The organism is Streptomyces sp. NPDC007095, assembly GCF_040634475.1.
GTDB lineage: Bacteria > Actinomycetota > Actinomycetes > Streptomycetales > Streptomycetaceae > Streptomyces.
The window spans coordinates 69,169-85,315 of the sequence record NZ_JBEYFS010000011.1 but is presented as its reverse complement, the minus strand read 5'-3'; the positions used below and the strand labels follow the sequence as shown (position 1 = coordinate 85,315).

The 16,147-nt window shown below is 70.5% G+C and carries 14 protein-coding genes and 1 pseudogene; 8 read left to right on the top strand and 7 right to left on the bottom strand.

Going from position 1 to position 16,147, the window contains the following annotated elements:
* Window positions 1-184: 184 nt before the first annotated feature.
* Window positions 185-385, bottom strand: a complete 201-nt coding sequence (locus ABZ656_RS06330; RefSeq protein WP_101404281.1) for a hypothetical protein — start codon at window positions 383-385, stop codon at window positions 185-187.
* 194 nt (window positions 386-579) lie between these two features.
* Here ABZ656_RS06330 and ABZ656_RS06325 point away from each other — a divergent pair, with 194 nt between their 5' ends.
* On the top strand, window positions 580-1,494 hold the full coding sequence (locus ABZ656_RS06325) for a GntR family transcriptional regulator (RefSeq protein ID WP_360265111.1): 915 nt from the start codon (window positions 580-582) through the stop codon (window positions 1,492-1,494).
* Between the two features lie 317 nt (window positions 1,495-1,811).
* Complete coding sequence (locus tag ABZ656_RS06320) at window positions 1,812-3,941, top strand: aminoglycoside phosphotransferase family protein (protein WP_360265140.1); 2,130 nt, start codon at window positions 1,812-1,814, stop codon at window positions 3,939-3,941.
* A gap of 210 nt (window positions 3,942-4,151) precedes the next feature.
* Here ABZ656_RS06320 and ABZ656_RS06315 read toward each other — a convergent pair whose 3' ends face one another.
* A complete protein-coding gene (locus tag ABZ656_RS06315) occupies window positions 4,152-5,126 on the bottom strand; it encodes a zinc-binding dehydrogenase (protein WP_360265108.1) in 975 nt (324 codons plus the stop codon).
* Between the two features lie 129 nt (window positions 5,127-5,255).
* On the opposite strand from ABZ656_RS06315, the gene ABZ656_RS06310 reads away from it, so the two are divergent.
* Window positions 5,256-5,861: a TetR/AcrR family transcriptional regulator gene (locus ABZ656_RS06310; protein ID WP_101404284.1), complete on the top strand. Its 606-nt coding sequence runs from the start codon at window positions 5,256-5,258 to the stop codon at window positions 5,859-5,861.
* A gap of 81 nt (window positions 5,862-5,942) precedes the next feature.
* Entirely contained in the window at window positions 5,943-8,066 is a 2,124-nt protein-coding gene (locus ABZ656_RS06305; protein ID WP_360265105.1) for an AAA family ATPase, read from the top strand.
* Window positions 8,067-8,183: 117 nt separating this feature from the next.
* Here ABZ656_RS06305 and ABZ656_RS06300 read toward each other — a convergent pair whose 3' ends face one another.
* A complete protein-coding gene (locus ABZ656_RS06300; protein ID WP_360265102.1) occupies window positions 8,184-9,032 on the bottom strand; it encodes a nitroreductase/quinone reductase family protein in 849 nt (282 codons plus the stop codon).
* A 386-nt stretch (window positions 9,033-9,418) separates the two neighbouring features.
* Window positions 9,419-9,547: a hypothetical protein gene (locus tag ABZ656_RS06295; RefSeq protein ID WP_360265146.1), complete on the bottom strand. Its 129-nt coding sequence runs from the start codon at window positions 9,545-9,547 to the stop codon at window positions 9,419-9,421.
* A 24-nt stretch (window positions 9,548-9,571) separates the two neighbouring features.
* On the opposite strand from ABZ656_RS06295, the pseudogene ABZ656_RS06290 reads away from it, so the two are divergent.
* From ABZ656_RS06290 to ABZ656_RS06275, 4 genes and pseudogenes are all read left to right on the top strand, one after another.
* Window positions 9,572-10,144 (top strand): annotated as a pseudogene (locus tag ABZ656_RS06290) (FAD-dependent monooxygenase); the annotation flags it as partial.
* A 109-nt stretch (window positions 10,145-10,253) separates the two neighbouring features.
* Window positions 10,254-10,781, top strand: a complete 528-nt coding sequence (locus ABZ656_RS06285; RefSeq protein WP_101404299.1) for a helix-turn-helix transcriptional regulator — start codon at window positions 10,254-10,256, stop codon at window positions 10,779-10,781.
* A gap of 99 nt (window positions 10,782-10,880) precedes the next feature.
* Window positions 10,881-11,471, top strand: a complete 591-nt coding sequence (locus tag ABZ656_RS06280; RefSeq protein ID WP_360265099.1) for a hypothetical protein — start codon at window positions 10,881-10,883, stop codon at window positions 11,469-11,471.
* Window positions 11,472-11,636: 165 nt separating this feature from the next.
* The gene (locus ABZ656_RS06275) at window positions 11,637-11,972 is read left to right on the top strand and encodes a DUF2516 family protein (protein ID WP_075026970.1); all 336 of its coding nucleotides are present in this window, start codon (window positions 11,637-11,639) and stop codon (window positions 11,970-11,972) included.
* Between the two features lie 132 nt (window positions 11,973-12,104).
* Here ABZ656_RS06275 and ABZ656_RS06270 read toward each other — a convergent pair whose 3' ends face one another.
* The 3 genes from ABZ656_RS06270 to ABZ656_RS06260 all read right to left on the bottom strand — a co-directional run bounded on the left by ABZ656_RS06270 (window position 12,105) and on the right by ABZ656_RS06260 (window position 16,096).
* Entirely contained in the window at window positions 12,105-13,439 is a 1,335-nt protein-coding gene (locus tag ABZ656_RS06270; protein WP_101404301.1) for a response regulator, read from the bottom strand.
* A 344-nt stretch (window positions 13,440-13,783) separates the two neighbouring features.
* On the bottom strand, window positions 13,784-14,872 hold the full coding sequence (locus ABZ656_RS06265; protein WP_101404302.1) for an NlpC/P60 family protein: 1,089 nt from the start codon (window positions 14,870-14,872) through the stop codon (window positions 13,784-13,786).
* A 402-nt stretch (window positions 14,873-15,274) separates the two neighbouring features.
* On the bottom strand, window positions 15,275-16,096 hold the full coding sequence (locus ABZ656_RS06260) for a class I SAM-dependent methyltransferase (RefSeq protein ID WP_180362435.1): 822 nt from the start codon (window positions 16,094-16,096) through the stop codon (window positions 15,275-15,277).
* Window positions 16,097-16,147 lie beyond the last annotated feature (51 nt).

Sequence of the window (16,147 nt, the reverse complement as noted above, 5' to 3'; positions counted from 1 at the left end):
CGGGCCTGAGGTGTCGGGCCTGAGGTGTCGGGCCTGAGGTGTCGGGCCTGAAGCGTCGGGCCTGAAGTGTCGAGCCCCCAGGTTTTGGGCCTGAGGTGTCGGGCCTGAGGTGTCGGGCCTGAGGTGTCGGGCCTGAAGCGTCGGGCCTGAAGTGTCGAGCCCCCAGGTTTTGGGCCTGAGGAGGTCAGGCCTGAAGCCGAAGGGTCAGCAGGAAGAAGAGGCCGGCCAGGGCTCCGGCCGACCAGCGGACCAGGCGGGGATGCTCCGCCTGTACGCCCACCAGGGCCACCGTGAACACGACCAGACCTGTGAACCCGAGTCGTGTCTGCACCAGCTGGGACACGCAGAATTCGATTCCTATGCCTACCAGTTGAAAGAAGATCATGGTTCCCACCCCCGTCCACTTCAGTGAATCGATCAACTAACTGTCCAATTGGACTGGTTGCCTTGAATCTGGTCTGCCCTATCTCTTTGATCCCTTAACGAGTCAGTCCACTTCAAGCTTTTCGGCGGCCGAATCCAGCCGCCAATGTGACTGGAAGCGGTTTGTCCGTGAGGTGAGCGAGGTACGGTCGCGGTGTGACGGAAGAACGCGGCGACGGAGGCGGAACGGAGTTCGAGCGCGTCATGGAGACGCTGCGCGCCCGGATCGCCGACGGCACGTACGCGGTGGGATCCCAGCTGCCCCCCCAACGTGAACTCGCCGAGGAACTCGGGGTCTCACGCGACACCGTGCAACGCGTGGTGCGGGAGATGAACAGCGAAGGCTGGATCAAGTCCCGTCAGGGCAGCGGAACGCGTGTGGTGAAGAGCCCGATACACCTGGGCGCGCCGCAGAAGGAGGCACCCAGGGTGCGTGCGGCCCTGGGCCCCTTCATCGCGCGCGCCTTCACCCAACCCGTCGTTCAGTTGGACGTGTTCACCCTCACGTCCGAGTCCCTGGACACTCACATCCGCCTGCAGGCCGAGAGCATCCGCCTCGGCACGGTGCGGCCCGACCGCATCGAACTGCGCATGCTGCTGCCCTCGGAGTCCCTTGTGCTTCCGTATCCGCGCGCCAAGGAGCCGGAGGACGGTGCGGAGCCTCAGGATCCCGGCCGACTGGAACGCCTGCACGGGCAGCTCCAGGAACGGCTGCGCGCCATCACCCGCCGGCACACGATGTCGCTGCGTGCCGCACTGCGTGATCTCCAGGGTGAAGGTCTGGTGCCGTCCGTACAGGTGGAGATCCGGCACGTACCGCTGGCCCCGGCGTTCAAGCTCTATCTGCGCCCCGGGGCCGAGGCGTTGTTCGGGCCGTACGAAATAGTGCGGCGACCTGTCCTGCTGGACGACGGCATGGAGGTCGACGCCACGGACGTACTCGGTCTGGGGGCGACCCTGACCCGTCACGTCAACGACGAGGGTGATCCGGACTCTCCAGGTTCTGTGTTCATGGAGAGCATGCAGGCCTGGTTCGACTCCTGCTGGCGCCTGCTCGCGGAAGCGCCCTGAGGGGACTGGCATTCCAGCGGGCCTCCAACGGAGTAACGCCGAGGAGAGATACAACTCTCTTTCAAGTAGGCACAGATTCCGCGGTTGGTTCTGCCGTACCCGCGGGTGGGCACTAAGGTGTGCTCACCCCGGTCGGGGCGCATGAACATATGCGATGGCGCACAGTTATTCAGGAGTGACCCGTGGGCGTTCCGCCGATGCCGGGACCGCCTGGCCCACCTGCTCTGGAAAGGGCGGCGGACGCGGCGTACGACGACTTCGTGCGCTATGCCAGGGCGCTCGGCTCGTTCGGCCGAGGACACCACAACCTGAACTACATGGTGCGGCCGCTCACGGAGGACGAGTCCCGTCTGGTGGCGTGCGACGACGGGGCGCCGGTGACGGTGCGGGCACGGATTCCCTCGGCGCTGCCCGTGGTCATCAGGACATGGCAGGACGAGGCGGAGATCCTCAACACGGTCAGCGGTGTGCTGCCACACGTTCCGCGGTGCCTGGTCAAGCACGCGGACGTGACCATCCTCAGCTATGTGGACGGCGTTCCGCTGTCGAGGGTCTGCCCCAACGGCACCTACGTGGACCCGGACCTGGTCGCCGCGCTCGCGGAGCTCCTCGCGGACATGACGCAGGTGCGCAGGCAGCATCTTCCTCCGCTGCCGGCGTCCTGGCCCCGGTCCAGCCGGGACAGCAGAGCCTTTCTGCGGGCGTTGGCCTTCGCGGCGGAGGAGCAGATCCGGCAGCGCAACCGGGCCGAGTTCGGCGGGCTCTTCGCGATGCTGGGCATCCCGGAAGACGCGATGGTGCGCTTCGCGGAACGGCTGCCGGCGCTCGTCAGCCGTCCCTTCAGCCTCCTCCACACGGACCTGCACCGGGACAACGTGATCGTCTCCTACGCCGGTGATCCCCCCTTGATCTGCGTCGACTGGGAGCTGGCGACCTACGGGGACCCGCTGCACGACCTCGCCACGCATCTGGTGCGGATGGAGTATCCCGATCACCAGTGGCCCGCGGTGATCGAGGCGTGGCGCGAGGCCATGGGAAGGCGGCGCCCCAAAGCCGTGCACGGTCTCGACCGCGACCTCAAGCACTACCTGGCGTTCGAGCGCGCCCAGTCCGTCTACCCGGATGTGATGCGGGCCGCCTCCTCGCTCGGTGACTCCTTCGACCAGCAGAGGCTGGACACCGCGACCCGTGCGGTGCACCGGGCGCTGCTGGAGGCCGAGGCGCCACTGCGGCTCATGAGCGTGCCTGACGAGAGCGAGATCGAGCGCACCCTCTTCCGCTGGAACGAGTCCCGTGGAGGCCTGAACAACCGCGAGCGGTCGGTCTCGCAGATCGTCTGGGAACGCGACCACCGCGTACCCCCGCATCCGGAGTTCCCCGCTTCGGCTGTCAGCAAGGCACTGTTCGAGGAGGGGGCGGCGGCCGCGGACCGTGTGTTCAAGGGAACGGCTCATCTCAACACGGCCGTGCGGGTGCCAGAAGTGACGTTTCCCGTCATGGTCCGCCGAAAGGTCGGCGCGGCGAACGCCCGGGAGCGCCGGTTCCTCAATGAGCACGCCGTCCTGGAGGCCATCGAGCGGTCAAACGTTTCCCCGCGGGTCCCGGGTGCGAGTCCGCGGGTGCGTGCCCCGCGCGTGCTGGCCCTGGGCACCAGTGGACTGAAGGAACAGTTCACCATCCATTCGTACGAAGGGTCGGCCGACGAGTTCCGGCCACCGGAGCACCCCGCGGACGGACTCCGGCCGCACGAGGCGGACGACCTCGTGGATCAGCTCCTGGCGCTCACCTTCGTCGACTGCGAGCGGCTGGACCCCGAGCTCCGGGGGTGGGATTTCTACCGGGGCCTTCGCGACGAACTGGTCCGCATGGTGAACCACCTGCCCAAGGCCACCGGTGACTTGGCGCGGGAACTGGGTCTGCCCAACGGCTACCGGCTCGGTGAGATCCTGGACCGCCACACCCTGGTCCCGCGTCGGCCCGTGTTGCTGCACGGCGATCTCAACCCGTGGAACCTCGTGCGCCAGGACAACGGCGGTCTGATCCTCATCGACTGGGAGATGGCGATCGTCGGTGACCCGCTGTACGACCTGGTCCGCCACATGCACCTCACCCCCACCCGTCCCGAGATCCGCGAGCGGCTGTTCTCCCGCTGGGATCGGCTGCTGCCGGAGGAGTGCACCAAGGGCTGGCGCGAGGACTGGCGCGTGTACCGCTGGATGGAGGTCGTCCGTTCGGCCTACGTGGATCTCGACCGTCTGGTGACCGGTGACAGTCTGGACGCCCCCAACGTCCGCCGGGCGGTGGACAGCTACGCGATGACCTTGGCCGAGGCCACGGCGGCGCTGGGACTGTCGGGGAAACTGACGGCGAATCCCTATCTTGCCCGCGCCCTGCCGCACGGGGACCGTGGAGGCCGACGGACAGCCGGGGTCTCCGCGGACTTCTGACCCTCCGCGGTCGTCCGACTGCCGTCGGCCCCGAGCCGACGCTCTCTCACATCTGCAACACCCCTGGGTCGGCGCTCTCTCACACCTGCAACACCCCTGAGCCGGCGCTCTCTCGCACCTACAACACCCCTGAGCCGGCGCACCCCTGAGCCGGCGCTCTCTCACATCTACAACACCCCCTGAGCTGGCGCTCTCTCACACCTACAACACCTACGACACCTCCAGCACCACCTTCCCCACCAACCCCCGCCCCTCAACAGCCGCGTGCGCCTGTGCCGCCCGTCTCAGGGGGAACACCTCACCGATCACCGGCCGCAGCCGCCCCGCCGCGGCCGCGGCGTGGACGTCGGACGTGAAGCGTCGCAGGTCGGCGGGGCTGAACTGGACGTCAGCGATGCCGAAGAGCTGGATCTCCCGGCGGGCGGCCTCCTCCGTGTCGAGGGGGGAGAAGCCGCCCGACGCCGCCCCGTGGGCGGAGAACCGGCCGCCGTCGGCCGTCAAGGGCAGGGCGGCGGCTCCCAGGTCGCCGCCCACACCGTCCAGGACGACGTCCGCCCCCTCGACGGCCCCGCCGAGCATCTTGCGGGCGGCGGACACCCAGTCGTCCCGGGTGGCGTCCACCACGTCGTCCGCCCCCAGGTCCCGTACCAGGTCGAGTTTGGCGTCTCCGCGGGCCACACCGATCACCCGCGCCTCGCGCTCATGGGCCAGTTGGACCAGCAGCGTGCCCATGCCGCCGGAGGCGCCGAGGACCAGTACGCGGTCGGTGGGGCCCACGGCGGTCAGTTCGAGCAGGCCGGTGGCGGTGACGCCGTCGTGGACCAGGGCCGCCGCGCTGCGCAGGTCCAGGGCGTCGGGCACCAGCGTCAGCGCCGACACCGCCGCCACGGCCCGCTCCGCATAACTGCCCGTGACATAGGACGTGACCCGGCGCCCCAGCCACTCGCCGGGAACGCCGGCCCCCAGGGCGCCGACGACACCGGACACGCCACCCCCGGGGATGTACGGCGGAGCCACCCGGAACCATTCCCGGCCCCACCCCGTCCGCACCTGCGTCTCCACGAAGATCGTGTCCACGTACGCCACGTCGATCACGACCTCCCCCGGCCCCGGAACCGGATCGGGAAGCTCCACGGGAACCAGGACCTCGGGGCCGCCGAACTCCTTCACCTGCACTGCACGCATCGGAACGCTCCTCGAAGTCGGAAAGAGGTATGGCCGAACGCCGGACAGTCTTCGACCTGAAGCCTGGTTGAGGTCAAGGAGTGCCGAGGAGGGTCAAAGGAGGTGCCGGGGCGTGCGTAGGCTCGGGGTATGGGTGAGATCGGACTGCGCGAGCGCAAGAAGCAGCGGATGTACCAGGCTGTCTCCGACATCGCGATCGGACTCTTCCTGGAGAAGGGGTTCGACGCCGTGTCCGTCGCGGAGGTGGCCGCCGCCGCTGAGATCTCCAAGCCGACCCTCTTCCGGTACTTCCCGGCCAAGGAGGACCTGGTCCTGCACCGGTTCGCCGATCACGAGGACGAATCCGCGCGCGTGGCCGCACACGGGCCGTCCCCGTTGACGGCGCTGCGCCGTCACTTCCTCGACGGGCTGGAGCGCCGCGATCCCGTCACCGGCCTCAACGACGCCCCGCAGGTCCTGGCCTATCACCGCCTCCTCTACGGGACGCCCTCCCTGGCCGCCGGGATGTTCAGATACCTGGAGCGGTCCGAAGCCGCGCTCGCCGGGGCGCTCGGCGGCGACCTCGGCGCCCGCCTCGCCGCCGCTCAGATCATCGCCGTACAGCGCGTCCTCGCCCTGGAGAACTGGCGGCGGATCGCCGACGGTGAGGCCGTCGAGCAGGTGCGCCCCGACGCGGTCGCCGCGGCCGAGGAGGCGTTCGCGCAGCTGGGGGTGGGTCTTCCGCGCTATGCGTAGCCCCTGGGGCCGGGTGACCGACAGGGAGAGCTACTGAGTAAAGAATGTTACTCGGTAACGTTATTCGGTATCCTTGGTCGAGTGACGTCTACCGACCCCGCCCTCGCCCGATCCCTCACCCATGAACGCGCCCACCACGACGCGTGCCGTGCCGGCCTCGCCGCGATGGTCGACGGCGCCGAGGAGCAGGTCGTCACCGGCGAGGACGTCTCCGCCTCCGGTGCCGACGCCGAAGTCCTCGGCCGGCAACTGCGCGGCCAGGCCAGGGATCTGCGCGAACTCCCCGAAGGCCCGCTGTTCTTCGGCAAGCTGGACTTCGCCCCCGGGGGCGGTGAACACGCCGGGCAGAGCTACCACATCGGCCGCCTGCGCATCACCGAACACCCCGCCGCCCCACCCCTCGTCGTCGACTGGCGCGCCCCCGTCTCGCGCGCCTTCTATCAGGCGAGCGCCCGCGATCCGCAGGGTGTGTCCGTGCGCCGGCGCTTCGGCTGGGCGCCGGGGAGCAAGGGGGACTCGGCAGACCTCACCGGTCTGGAGGACGAACACATCGGAGGGGGCCGACCGGAGCGGGACGGCGACCGGGACGGGGACGGCCGCCGGGATCGGGACCATGAAGGCCCCTCGGTTCCGGAGAGCCGCATTCTCACGGGCGAGATCGAGCGCCCCCGTGTCGGCCCCATGCGGGACATCGCCGCGACCATCCAACCCGAGCAGGACCACCTCGTCCGCGAAAACCTCGCCACGTCCGTGTGCGTACAGGGCGCCCCCGGCACCGGCAAGACGGCCGTCGGCCTGCACCGGGCCGCGTACCTCCTCTACACCCACCCCCAGCGCATCCGCCGCGGTGGACTGCTGATCCTCGGCCCCAACCCCACCTTCCTCGCGTACATCGCCGAGGTGCTGCCCGCCCTCGGCGAGACCGCCCGTCGCGGAGCGACCGGTTGGAACTTCCGGCAGTCGACACTCGAGAGCGAGATCGCCCGACACCCCGTCACGACGCGCGACGACGAGCACGCCGCCGTCGTCAAACACGACGCGCGGATGGCGGAGGTGCTGCGCCGGGCCCTGTACGGGAACATCGGCAGGTACGCCGACCCCCTCGTCGTGCCCGACGGTTCGTACCGGTGGCGGGTGCCGGCCGAGGAACTGAACCGCATCGTGGACGCCGTACGGGCGGAAGAACCCCCGTACGGCATCGGACGCGAGCGGGTACGGACGCGGGCCGTTCGCCTTCTGCGGGAACAGGCCGAATGGCGCGCCGGACCCCAGACGAACGCATGGGCGCGGAAGGTCTCCGGATCCCGTCCGGTCGGCACGTACGTCGACGCGGTCTGGCCCCGGATGCGGCCCGAGGAGGTACTCGCTCGGCTCCTCACCGACGCCGAGGCGCTGGCCGGCGCCGCGGACGGGCTGCTGGACGCCGACGAGCAGAAGGCGATCCTGTGGACCGAGCCGCCCCGCTCGTACAAGTCGGCCCGGTGGTCGGCCGCCGATCTCGTCCTTCTCGACGAGGTCGCCGGGCTCGTCGAACACCCGGAAGGCCACAGCCACGTGGTCGTCGACGAGGCGCAGGACCTGTCGCCGATGGAGTGCCGGGCGATCGCGCGCCGGGCTCCTTTCGGATCGCTCACGGTGCTCGGGGATCTCGCGCAGGGCACGACACCGTGGGCGGCCCGGGAGTGGGGCGAGCTGCTCGGGCATCTCGGGAAGCCGGATGCGGCCGTGGTGCCGCTGACGATCGGGTTCAGGGTGCCGGAAGCCGTCGTAGGGCTGGCCAACCGGCTGCTGGCACGGCTCGACGTGCGCGTACCGCCGGCTCGCTCACTGCGCCGGGACGGGGAGCTGACGGTCCGCGCGGTTCCCGACGCCCGGGACGTACTGCCCGCGACCGTCGACGCGGTGCGCGGCGCGCTCGCGCACGAGGGGTCCATCGGCGTCATCGCGGCCGACCCGGACGTCGGGGGGGTGCGCGCGGCGCTGCGCGCCGCCGGGATCGAGGCCGCGGGGCCCGAGGAGCTGGGCGCACGTGTCGCGGTGGTGCCGGCCACGCTCGCCAAGGGGCTCGAGTACGACCATGTGGTGGCCGTCGAACCGGCGGCCGTCGCCGAGGCGGAGGCGCGCGGCCTGCACCGGTTGTACGTGGTGCTCACCCGGGCCGTGTCACGGCTGGAGGTCGTACACGCGCGGCCCCTGCCCTGGTGACCCGGCGGCCACCGGGGCGAGGACCGGCCGTGTGACCCGGCGGCCACCGGGGCGAGGACCGGCCGTGTGACCCGGCGGCCACCACGGCAGGGGCCGCAGGCCGGCCTCAGGAGCGGGTCAGGGGGTGGCCGCCGCCTCCAGAACCGGGATCAACTGCTCCTCCTCGTAGGAGAGATGGGCTTCCAGCTCCTCCGTCAGGCGCACCACCTCGGGGAGTGCGCGGGCCGGGTCCGCGGGCCGCTCGCCGACCACCCGGCGCAACTCCCCGACCAGCACCGCGATCCGTTCGTGTTCGACGCGCAGCCGGTCCAGGACCGGGGTGAGGCCGGGGCGGCCGTCGGCGAGGACACGGAAGAGACCGAGGTCCTCGCCGGCGTGGTGCCGCTGCAGGCCCTGGCAGAGGGAGAGGCAGTTGACCCGGAGCTGGGCGCCGAGGGAACTGCCCGAGGCGGCGAACTCCTCGCGGATGAGCGCCAGTTCGCGCCGGAAGGCGTCGTGGATGATCCTCAGTGCCTCGCCCGTCGAGCCCGCGTTGACGTGCGGCGGACCGTCCCGCGGGATCTCGCGGAGCGCGACGACGGGGATCACCCGGTCCGTCTTCGCCTGGTACTGAGCCCATCCCTGATCGGCCTCCACCGCGCGGGCGAAGAGCCGGTCGCGCTCGGAGCCCTTGAGGACGACCGCCTCGGCGTCGTAGGTGAAGACGCCGCTCTCGACCCGCACGCGCGGGTGGGCGACGAGGTTGCGGTACCAGTCCGGGTGCCGGTGCGCGCCCCCGGCGGAGGCGATCACGACGACGCGGTCGCCGCCGTCGGGGTAGTAGCCGACGGGGGTGGTGTGCGGGTTTCCGGTGCGGGCGCCGGTGGTGGTGAGCAGAAGGAGCCGGGCTCCCTCGAAATATCCGCCGACTTTCCCGTGGCGGGCGCGGAACTCGTCGATGATTTGCTGATTGAAGGGGTTGGGCATGCGTCGCTTTCTTTTGTTTTCGGGCAGGGTGAATTGCCGCGGGGCGTTTTGGGGCGCAGCGCGGTAAGGGAATGCGGGAGAGCGCGCGGAGTTCCGGAGGAAGCGGACGCGCGGTGCGGTCAAGAGGTGACGCCAAGAGGTGACGCCAAGAGGTGACGCCAAGAGGTGACGCCAAGAGGTGACGCCAAGAGGTGACGTGAAGAAGGGGGTGGTCGGGGTGGGCGGGGCTCTACCCCGCCTCGGCCTCACTCGGAGGCCGGGCAACCAACTCGCTCACGGCACAAGGCCGACCCGGCAGTCATGGGCGCAACGGTAATGCCGTAGGCACGTCGAGGCAATCCCGTATCGAGTGAAATACGGGATTGCCTCGGCGGATTTCCTTGCTGTCAGTCGTCGAGAACGGCGATTTCGAGTCGGCCCAGCCGGTCCGGCTCCGCGAGCACCTCGATTTCGGTGATCAGACCGTCCGCGATCGTGAAGACGAGCACCACGGAAAGCCGGCCGCGCGGGGCCATCGCCAGCCCGATCGTCCCGCCGACGGCGGGCAGGGGCTCAACCTCGGCGTGCAGGACGCGCTCAACCTCGGCTGGAAGCTGGCCGCCGCGGTCAACGGCTGGGCACCGGAGGGGCTGCTGGACAGCTGCTACGCCGAACGGCACCCGGTGGGCGCCCGTGTGCTGGACGACACCCGCGCGCAGATCACGCTGCTGGGGACCGATCCGGGTGCGACCGCGCTGCGGGAGCTCCTGTCGAAGCCGATGGACTTCGAGGAGGTGAACCGGTACGTGACCGGGATGATCACCGCGGTCGGGGTCCGCTACGACTTCGGCGAGGGCCATGAACTGCTCGGCCGACGGCTGCGGGACGTGGGGCTGAAGCGGGGGCGCCTCTACGAGCTGATGCACGGTGGCCGCGGGCTGCTGCTCGACCAGACCGGCCGGCTCTCGGTGGCGGGCTGGGCGGACCGGGTCGAGCACGTCGTCGACGTCAGCGAGGAACTGGACGCGCCCGCGGTGCTGCTGCGGCCGGACGGCCATGTGGTGTGGGTCGGTGAAGTCCAGCAGGATCTGGTCGGCCGGCTGCCCGAGTGGTTCGGCGCTGCCACCGGCTGAGCGCGCGGAGCCCCTTTGTGGCGCGGCCCGCGGGCATCCCTTCGTGGCGCAGCGCACTTTTGCAAGCGGGTGCTTGCAATTGTTAGCGGAAGTGCGGCAAGGTGGAGGCATGGCATCGCTCAACGTCGGCAATCTCGGTGAGTACCTGCGCGAGCAGCGGCGCAACGCGCAGCTGTCGCTGCGGCAGCTCGCCGACGCCGCCGGGGTGTCCAACCCGTATCTGAGCCAGATCGAGCGCGGGCTGCGCAAGCCGAGCGCGGAGGTGTTGCAGCAGGTCGCGAAGGCGCTGCGGATCTCCGCCGAGACGCTGTACGTGCGAGCCGGCATCCTCGACGCCGAGCGGGACCGGGACGAGGTGGAGACACGTGCCGTCATCCTCGCCGATCCCACGCTGAACGAGCGGCAGAAGCAGGTGCTGCTCCAGATCTACGAGTCCTTCCGCAAGGAGAACGGATTCGAGATCACGCCGGACCTGGCCCAGGGCATGGCCCAGAACGTGACCCAGGAGATGGCGCAGGACGAGGCACAGGGCATGGCAGAGAACATATCGGGCACCCAGCAAGCGCCGGACACCGCCGTCCGGGGCCCCCGCACGGCCGACGGCAGCGATGCCGATCCGCAGCAGACCGCCAGTTGACGAGAACTACGGGCAACACCGCCGGCCCCCGAGCGGGCCTGCCGGTCTCGCCGCGGAACACCAAAACCCTCAGCTGAAAGCGACCGGAGGACCATCACCATGGCCATCACCGACGACATCCGCAAGGCCGCCACGGACCCCACCCCGCTGTACTTCCTGGCCGGCACCGCCGACCTGGCCGTCCAGCAGGCGAAGAAGGTCCCCGGCCTCGTGGAGCAGATCCGCACCGAGGCCCCGGCGCGGATCGAGACCGTGAAGAACATCGACGCGAACACCGTCCAGGAGAAGGCCGCCACCCGCGCGAAGGAAGCGCAGGAGACCATCCAGGCCAAGGTGACGGAGTTCATCAGCACCCTCGACACCGACCTGAAGAAGCTCGGTGAGTCCGCTCAGGACTTCGCCCTGCGCGGTGTCGGTGTCGCCGCCGAGTACGCCGTGAAGGCGAAGGAGACGTACGAGAAGGTCGCCGAGCACGGCGAGCAGACCGTGAAGACCTGGCGTGGCGAGGCCGCCGAGGAGATCGAGGAACTGGCCATCGCCGTCGAGCCGAAGGCCGAGCCGGTCGAGGTCAGGTCCGAGGAGAAGCCGGCCGCGGCCGCCTCCGTGCCCGCTCCGGCCACGAAGCCCGTGGCGAAGAAGGCCCCGGCGCGCAAGGTCACCGCCAAGAAGCCGACGCCGCCCGTGAAGTAGCCGCCCGTGAAGTAGGAGACGACGAGACTCTTCGTCTCAGGACTACGGATCAGGCCGAACGGTCGGGCCGAAGGGCAGGACGACGGGCCGGGCACTCTCAGAGTTCCCGGCCCGTTCTGCGGGTACGGTGGCCGTAGAGATGAATCGACTCGGGCGGTGGGCATAGTGCTGTTGACGGCATTCGGCGGCTTCTTGTCGCTGATCTTCCTTGCCATGCTGGTGCTCGCCGTGGTGGCACTGGTGATGGCCGCGGTGGCCCGCGAAGACGCGTACCGCGCGGCCGACAAGCAGAACAAGATGTTCTGGCTGATCATCCTGGGCATCACGGTGGCGGTGAACCTGCTGGTCCCGATCATCTTCCTGCAGATCGCGGGGCTGGTCGCCACGATCGTCTTCTTCGTGGACGTACGCCCCGCGCTCCGTCAGGTCTCCGGCGGTGGCCGGGGCCGCGGCGGCAGCAGCAGCGACGGCCCGTACGGCCCCTACAACGGCGGCCGCTGACCACCGGAGGCCGCAGGACCGACCCTCGGGCGGACACGGGACAGTCGGCCACCGGCGGTCAGTCCTGCGGGTGCGACGGTTACGCGGGCCGGGCCGTCGGACGGGCCCGACCGCCACGCGGCCGTACGGCGGTTACGGCGTCCGGTCCAGCAGGAGTACCGCCACGTCGTCCGTCAGCTCTCCGCCGTTGAGGTCCCTGACCTCGTTCACCGTCGCCCGCAGCAGTTCCTCGCCCGCCAGGCCCTGGGCGAGCCGGCGGCGGACCAGGTCCACCATGCCGTCCTGGCCCAGCCGCTCCCTGCCCTCGCCGATGTGACCCTCGATCAGGCCGTCGGTGTAGAGCATCAGACTCCACTCGCCGCCCAGCTCCACCTGCCGGCGCGGCCAGCGGGCACCGGGGAGCAGGCCGAGCGCCGGGCCGCCGTTCTCGTAAGGCAGCAGCTCGGCGGGCCGGCCGGGGCGGGAGAGCAGTGGGGACGGGTGACCCGCCAGGCAGAGCCCGGCGCGGCGCCCGTCCGGTGCGATGTCCACCGTGCACAACGTCGCGAAGATCTCGTCGTTCTCGCGCTCGTGCTCCAGGACCTGCTGGAGGGTGGACAGGAGTTCGTCGCCGCACAGGCCCGCGAACGTCAGCGCCCGCCAGGCGATGCGCAGCTCCACGCCGAGCGCGGCCTCGTCGGGCCCGTGCCCGCAGACGTCGCCGATCATGGCGTGCACCGTGCCGTCGGGCGTACGGACGGTGTCGTAGAAGTCGCCGCCGAGCAGGGCGCGGGAGCGCCCTGGGCGGTAGCGCGCGGCGAAGCGGAGCGAGGAGCCCTCCAGAAGAGGGGTCGGCAGCAGGCCGCGCTCCAGGCGGGCGTTCTCCTGCGCACGCAGCCTGGACTCGGTGAGTCGCCGCTCGGCTTTGTCGGAACGTTTCCGCTCCACCGCGTACCGGATCGCGCGGCTCAGCAGCCGGCCGTCCAGCTCGTCGCGGAACAGATAGTCCTGGGCGCCGACGCGCACCGCCTCCGCGCCCCGCTCGGCGTCACCGGAGGCGGTGAGCGCGAGGACGGCGTGCCGGGGTGCGAGCCGCAGCACGTGCTTGAGCGTCGTCAGCTCGTCGTCGCTCTCGGTGGCCGCCCGGCCGGGGGCGGGCAGCGCGAGGTCGAGCAGGATGCAGTGGACGTCGTCGGTGAGCAGCCGCTCGGCCTCGGTGAGGTTGCGGGCGGTACGGATACGGATCGGCTTGCCGGCCGCGTCGAGCATCTCGGGCACGCTGAGCGAACCCGCCGGGTCGTCCTCGATGACCAGCAGGGTCAGGTTGGTGGTGCTGTCGACAGGGGTCGTGGCGGCATGGGGCGCCGGTACTGCCCCGGCCGGGCCGCCGGTCGCTTCTCCGGATGGGCCGCCGGGTGAGAACGCGCCTTGAGCCTGACCGCTCTCCGCGGCCGGGATCGCTCTCTGCCGCGGTATGGGTACGGGCATCGTGTGGGTTCCTTCCCTCCCCCCGAGGGCGTGGTGGGGCGAAGGTCCTCGACCCACCGACGGGGACCATAGCGGTAGCGGACGCCGCAACGGAATGGTGTGCGTCGCGGTGTCCGGCAGGCGGCCACCGTCATATGCCGCATCCTGTACCGCACTTGGACAGGATGCGGTTGTGTCCGGGATGACGAACGTCACGTCCGCGTGGTTGCGGCGATGTACAACCGTGGGGTGGGTCACGTGCGGTGCATCACGACGGTCGGGGCGCTTTTCCGGGTTGATGGTGATTTGGTCGCCCAGGTCGATCGGTCGGCCCGATACGCCCCGGCTCCGTACGCCCCGCCCGGTCACGCGTCCGGCCGTACGACCCCCAGTATCGGCATGGACCCGGCCCCCGCGATCGTCACCGTCCGGCCTGGCCGTGGTGCGTGCACGATCGCGCCGTCGCCGATGTACATCGCGACATGGCTGGCGTCGTCGAAGTAGATGATCAGGTCGCCGGGGCGCATGTCCTTGACGTCGACGTGGGGGAGTTGCTTCCACTGCTCCTGCGAGGTGCGCGGAATGCCGTGGCCGGCGGCGGCCCAGGCCTGTGAGGTCAGCCCCGAGCAGTCGTACGAGCCCGGGCCCTCGGCGCCCCACTCGTACGGCTTGCCGATCTGGTCGGTGGCGAACTTCACCGCCTTCTTGCCCTGCTCGGACGCCTTGCCGCTGATCTCGGCGAGGACGCCGGAACTCAGCCAGGCCGTCTGCGCCTTGTACGCGGCCTCCTCCTCGAGCTTCGCCAGCCGCTCCTTCTCCTTCTTCCGGAGCTGGGACTCCAGCTTCTCGGCGGCGGCGATCTGCTTCTTGATCTCCTTCTGCGCCGTGGCCTTGGCCTGGCGGTTGGCCTCCAGCTTCTGCCACTGCGCGGAGGCGTCCTTCGCGTACTGCTCCAAGTCCTGCTGCGTACGGGCCATCTCGGCGAGCAGCCCCTTGGTCGCGTGCTCGCCCTGGAGCACCCGCCCGGCGCCGTCCAGGTACTGCTGGGGGTTGTCGCTCAGCCACAGCCGCATCTCGGGCGGCAGGCCGCCGCCCCGGTACTGCGCGCGGGCCGCGGCACCCGCGCGGTCCTTCAACTCGTCCAGCTTCTCCTGACCCTTGACGATCTCACGGGCCAGGTCGACGATCTCGGCCGACTGCTGCTTGGCCTTCTCCTCGGCGGCGTTGTACGCGTCCGTGGCGACCGCCGCGTCGTGGTAGAGATCGTCCAGCTTCTTCCGGATCGCCTCAAGGTCCTTGCCGGCCGGAGAGGTTGTCGGAGTCGGTGTCGGAGTCGGTGTTCGCGTCGGCGCTGGTGCCGGGCTCGCGTACGCCACACCCGGTGCTGACAGCACCGCGCAGGCGCAGGCCACAACCATGGCCGCCGTGGTCAGGCTCCGCTTGCCGGATCCCATTGCTCCGCCCCCAAACTGATTTACCGTCAGTAACTTACGGACGCCTGGGGGATCGTGCCATGTCGGCGCGCAATGCGACAGAGGTGGGCAAGAACTCCCCTCCCCCCGGCCCGCCTCCGCGAAACGATCTCCCCGCCTGTGTGACGAGCCAGTCACGGAGTTCGTTCCGTGCAGCTCACGGGCGTGCGGTGGCCACCCCTCCACCGACGAAGCACGCCCGCGAGACCCCCGGCGTCAACCGCCCGCGCGACACTCCGGCCTCGCACACCCGTGTGTCCCGGTTCGTCGTACCCCAGCCTTCAACGCCTGTGCCTCGCCCGGGTGTCCGATGCGAGTGCGGCGCTTGACGCCCGTGGGTCATCCGGACGTCGCACACCTGTCCCCCGCCTCCGCGCCCGGCGTCTACGCGAAGGGCCCGCGGGGCGCCAATGCCTCCCAGCGCACCGTGACTTCGCCCTGGCGCCAGCGGGGTATTGCGTCCGTCACCGGCCAGTCCGCCGTCAGGTCGCGGACCGTGCGTATCCAGCGCTGCCGCGCGCCGTACGAGGCATAGGGCGCGGCGGCGGCCCAGGCGCGGTCGAAGTCGCGAAGGAACGCGTGCACGGGCTCGCCCGGGATGTTGCGGTGGATCAGGGCCTTGGGCAGGCGCTCGGCGAGGTCGGACGGGCGGTCCAGGGAGCCCAGGCGGGTGGCGAAGGTGACCGTGCGCGGGCCCTCGGGACCGAGGGCGACCCAGACGTGCCGGCGGCCGATCTCGTCGCAGGTGCCCTCGACGAGCAGCCCGCCCCGGGAGCCGGGGCCCGCCGGTGCGAGGCGCCCGCACAGGCGCTGCCAGACCTCTGCGACCTGCTCCTCGTCGTACTGGCGCAGCACGTTCGCCGCGCGGATGAGCGAGGGGCTGCCCGGTACCGGAACCTCGAAGCCGCCGTGCCGGAAGACGAGTCCCTCGCGCTCGTACGGCCGGGCCGCCGCGACCCTCGCCGGTTCTATCTCCACGCCCGTCACGCGGGTGCGGGGGGCGGCCCTGCGCAGGCGGGTCAGCAGCTCGACCGCGGTCCAGGGAGCCGCCCCGTATCCGAGGTCGACCGCCACCGGGTCGGCGCTTCTGCGCAGCTCGGCGCCGTGGATGGCCGCGATCCAGCGGTCCATGCGGCGCAGTCGGTTGGGGTTGGTGGTCCCGCGCGTCACCGTACCCACGGGGCGGGACGCGGCGCGGGTTGTCATGCGTACGAGAGTAGGCGGCCGGGAGGGAGCCCGTGCGGGCCTGTGGATAAC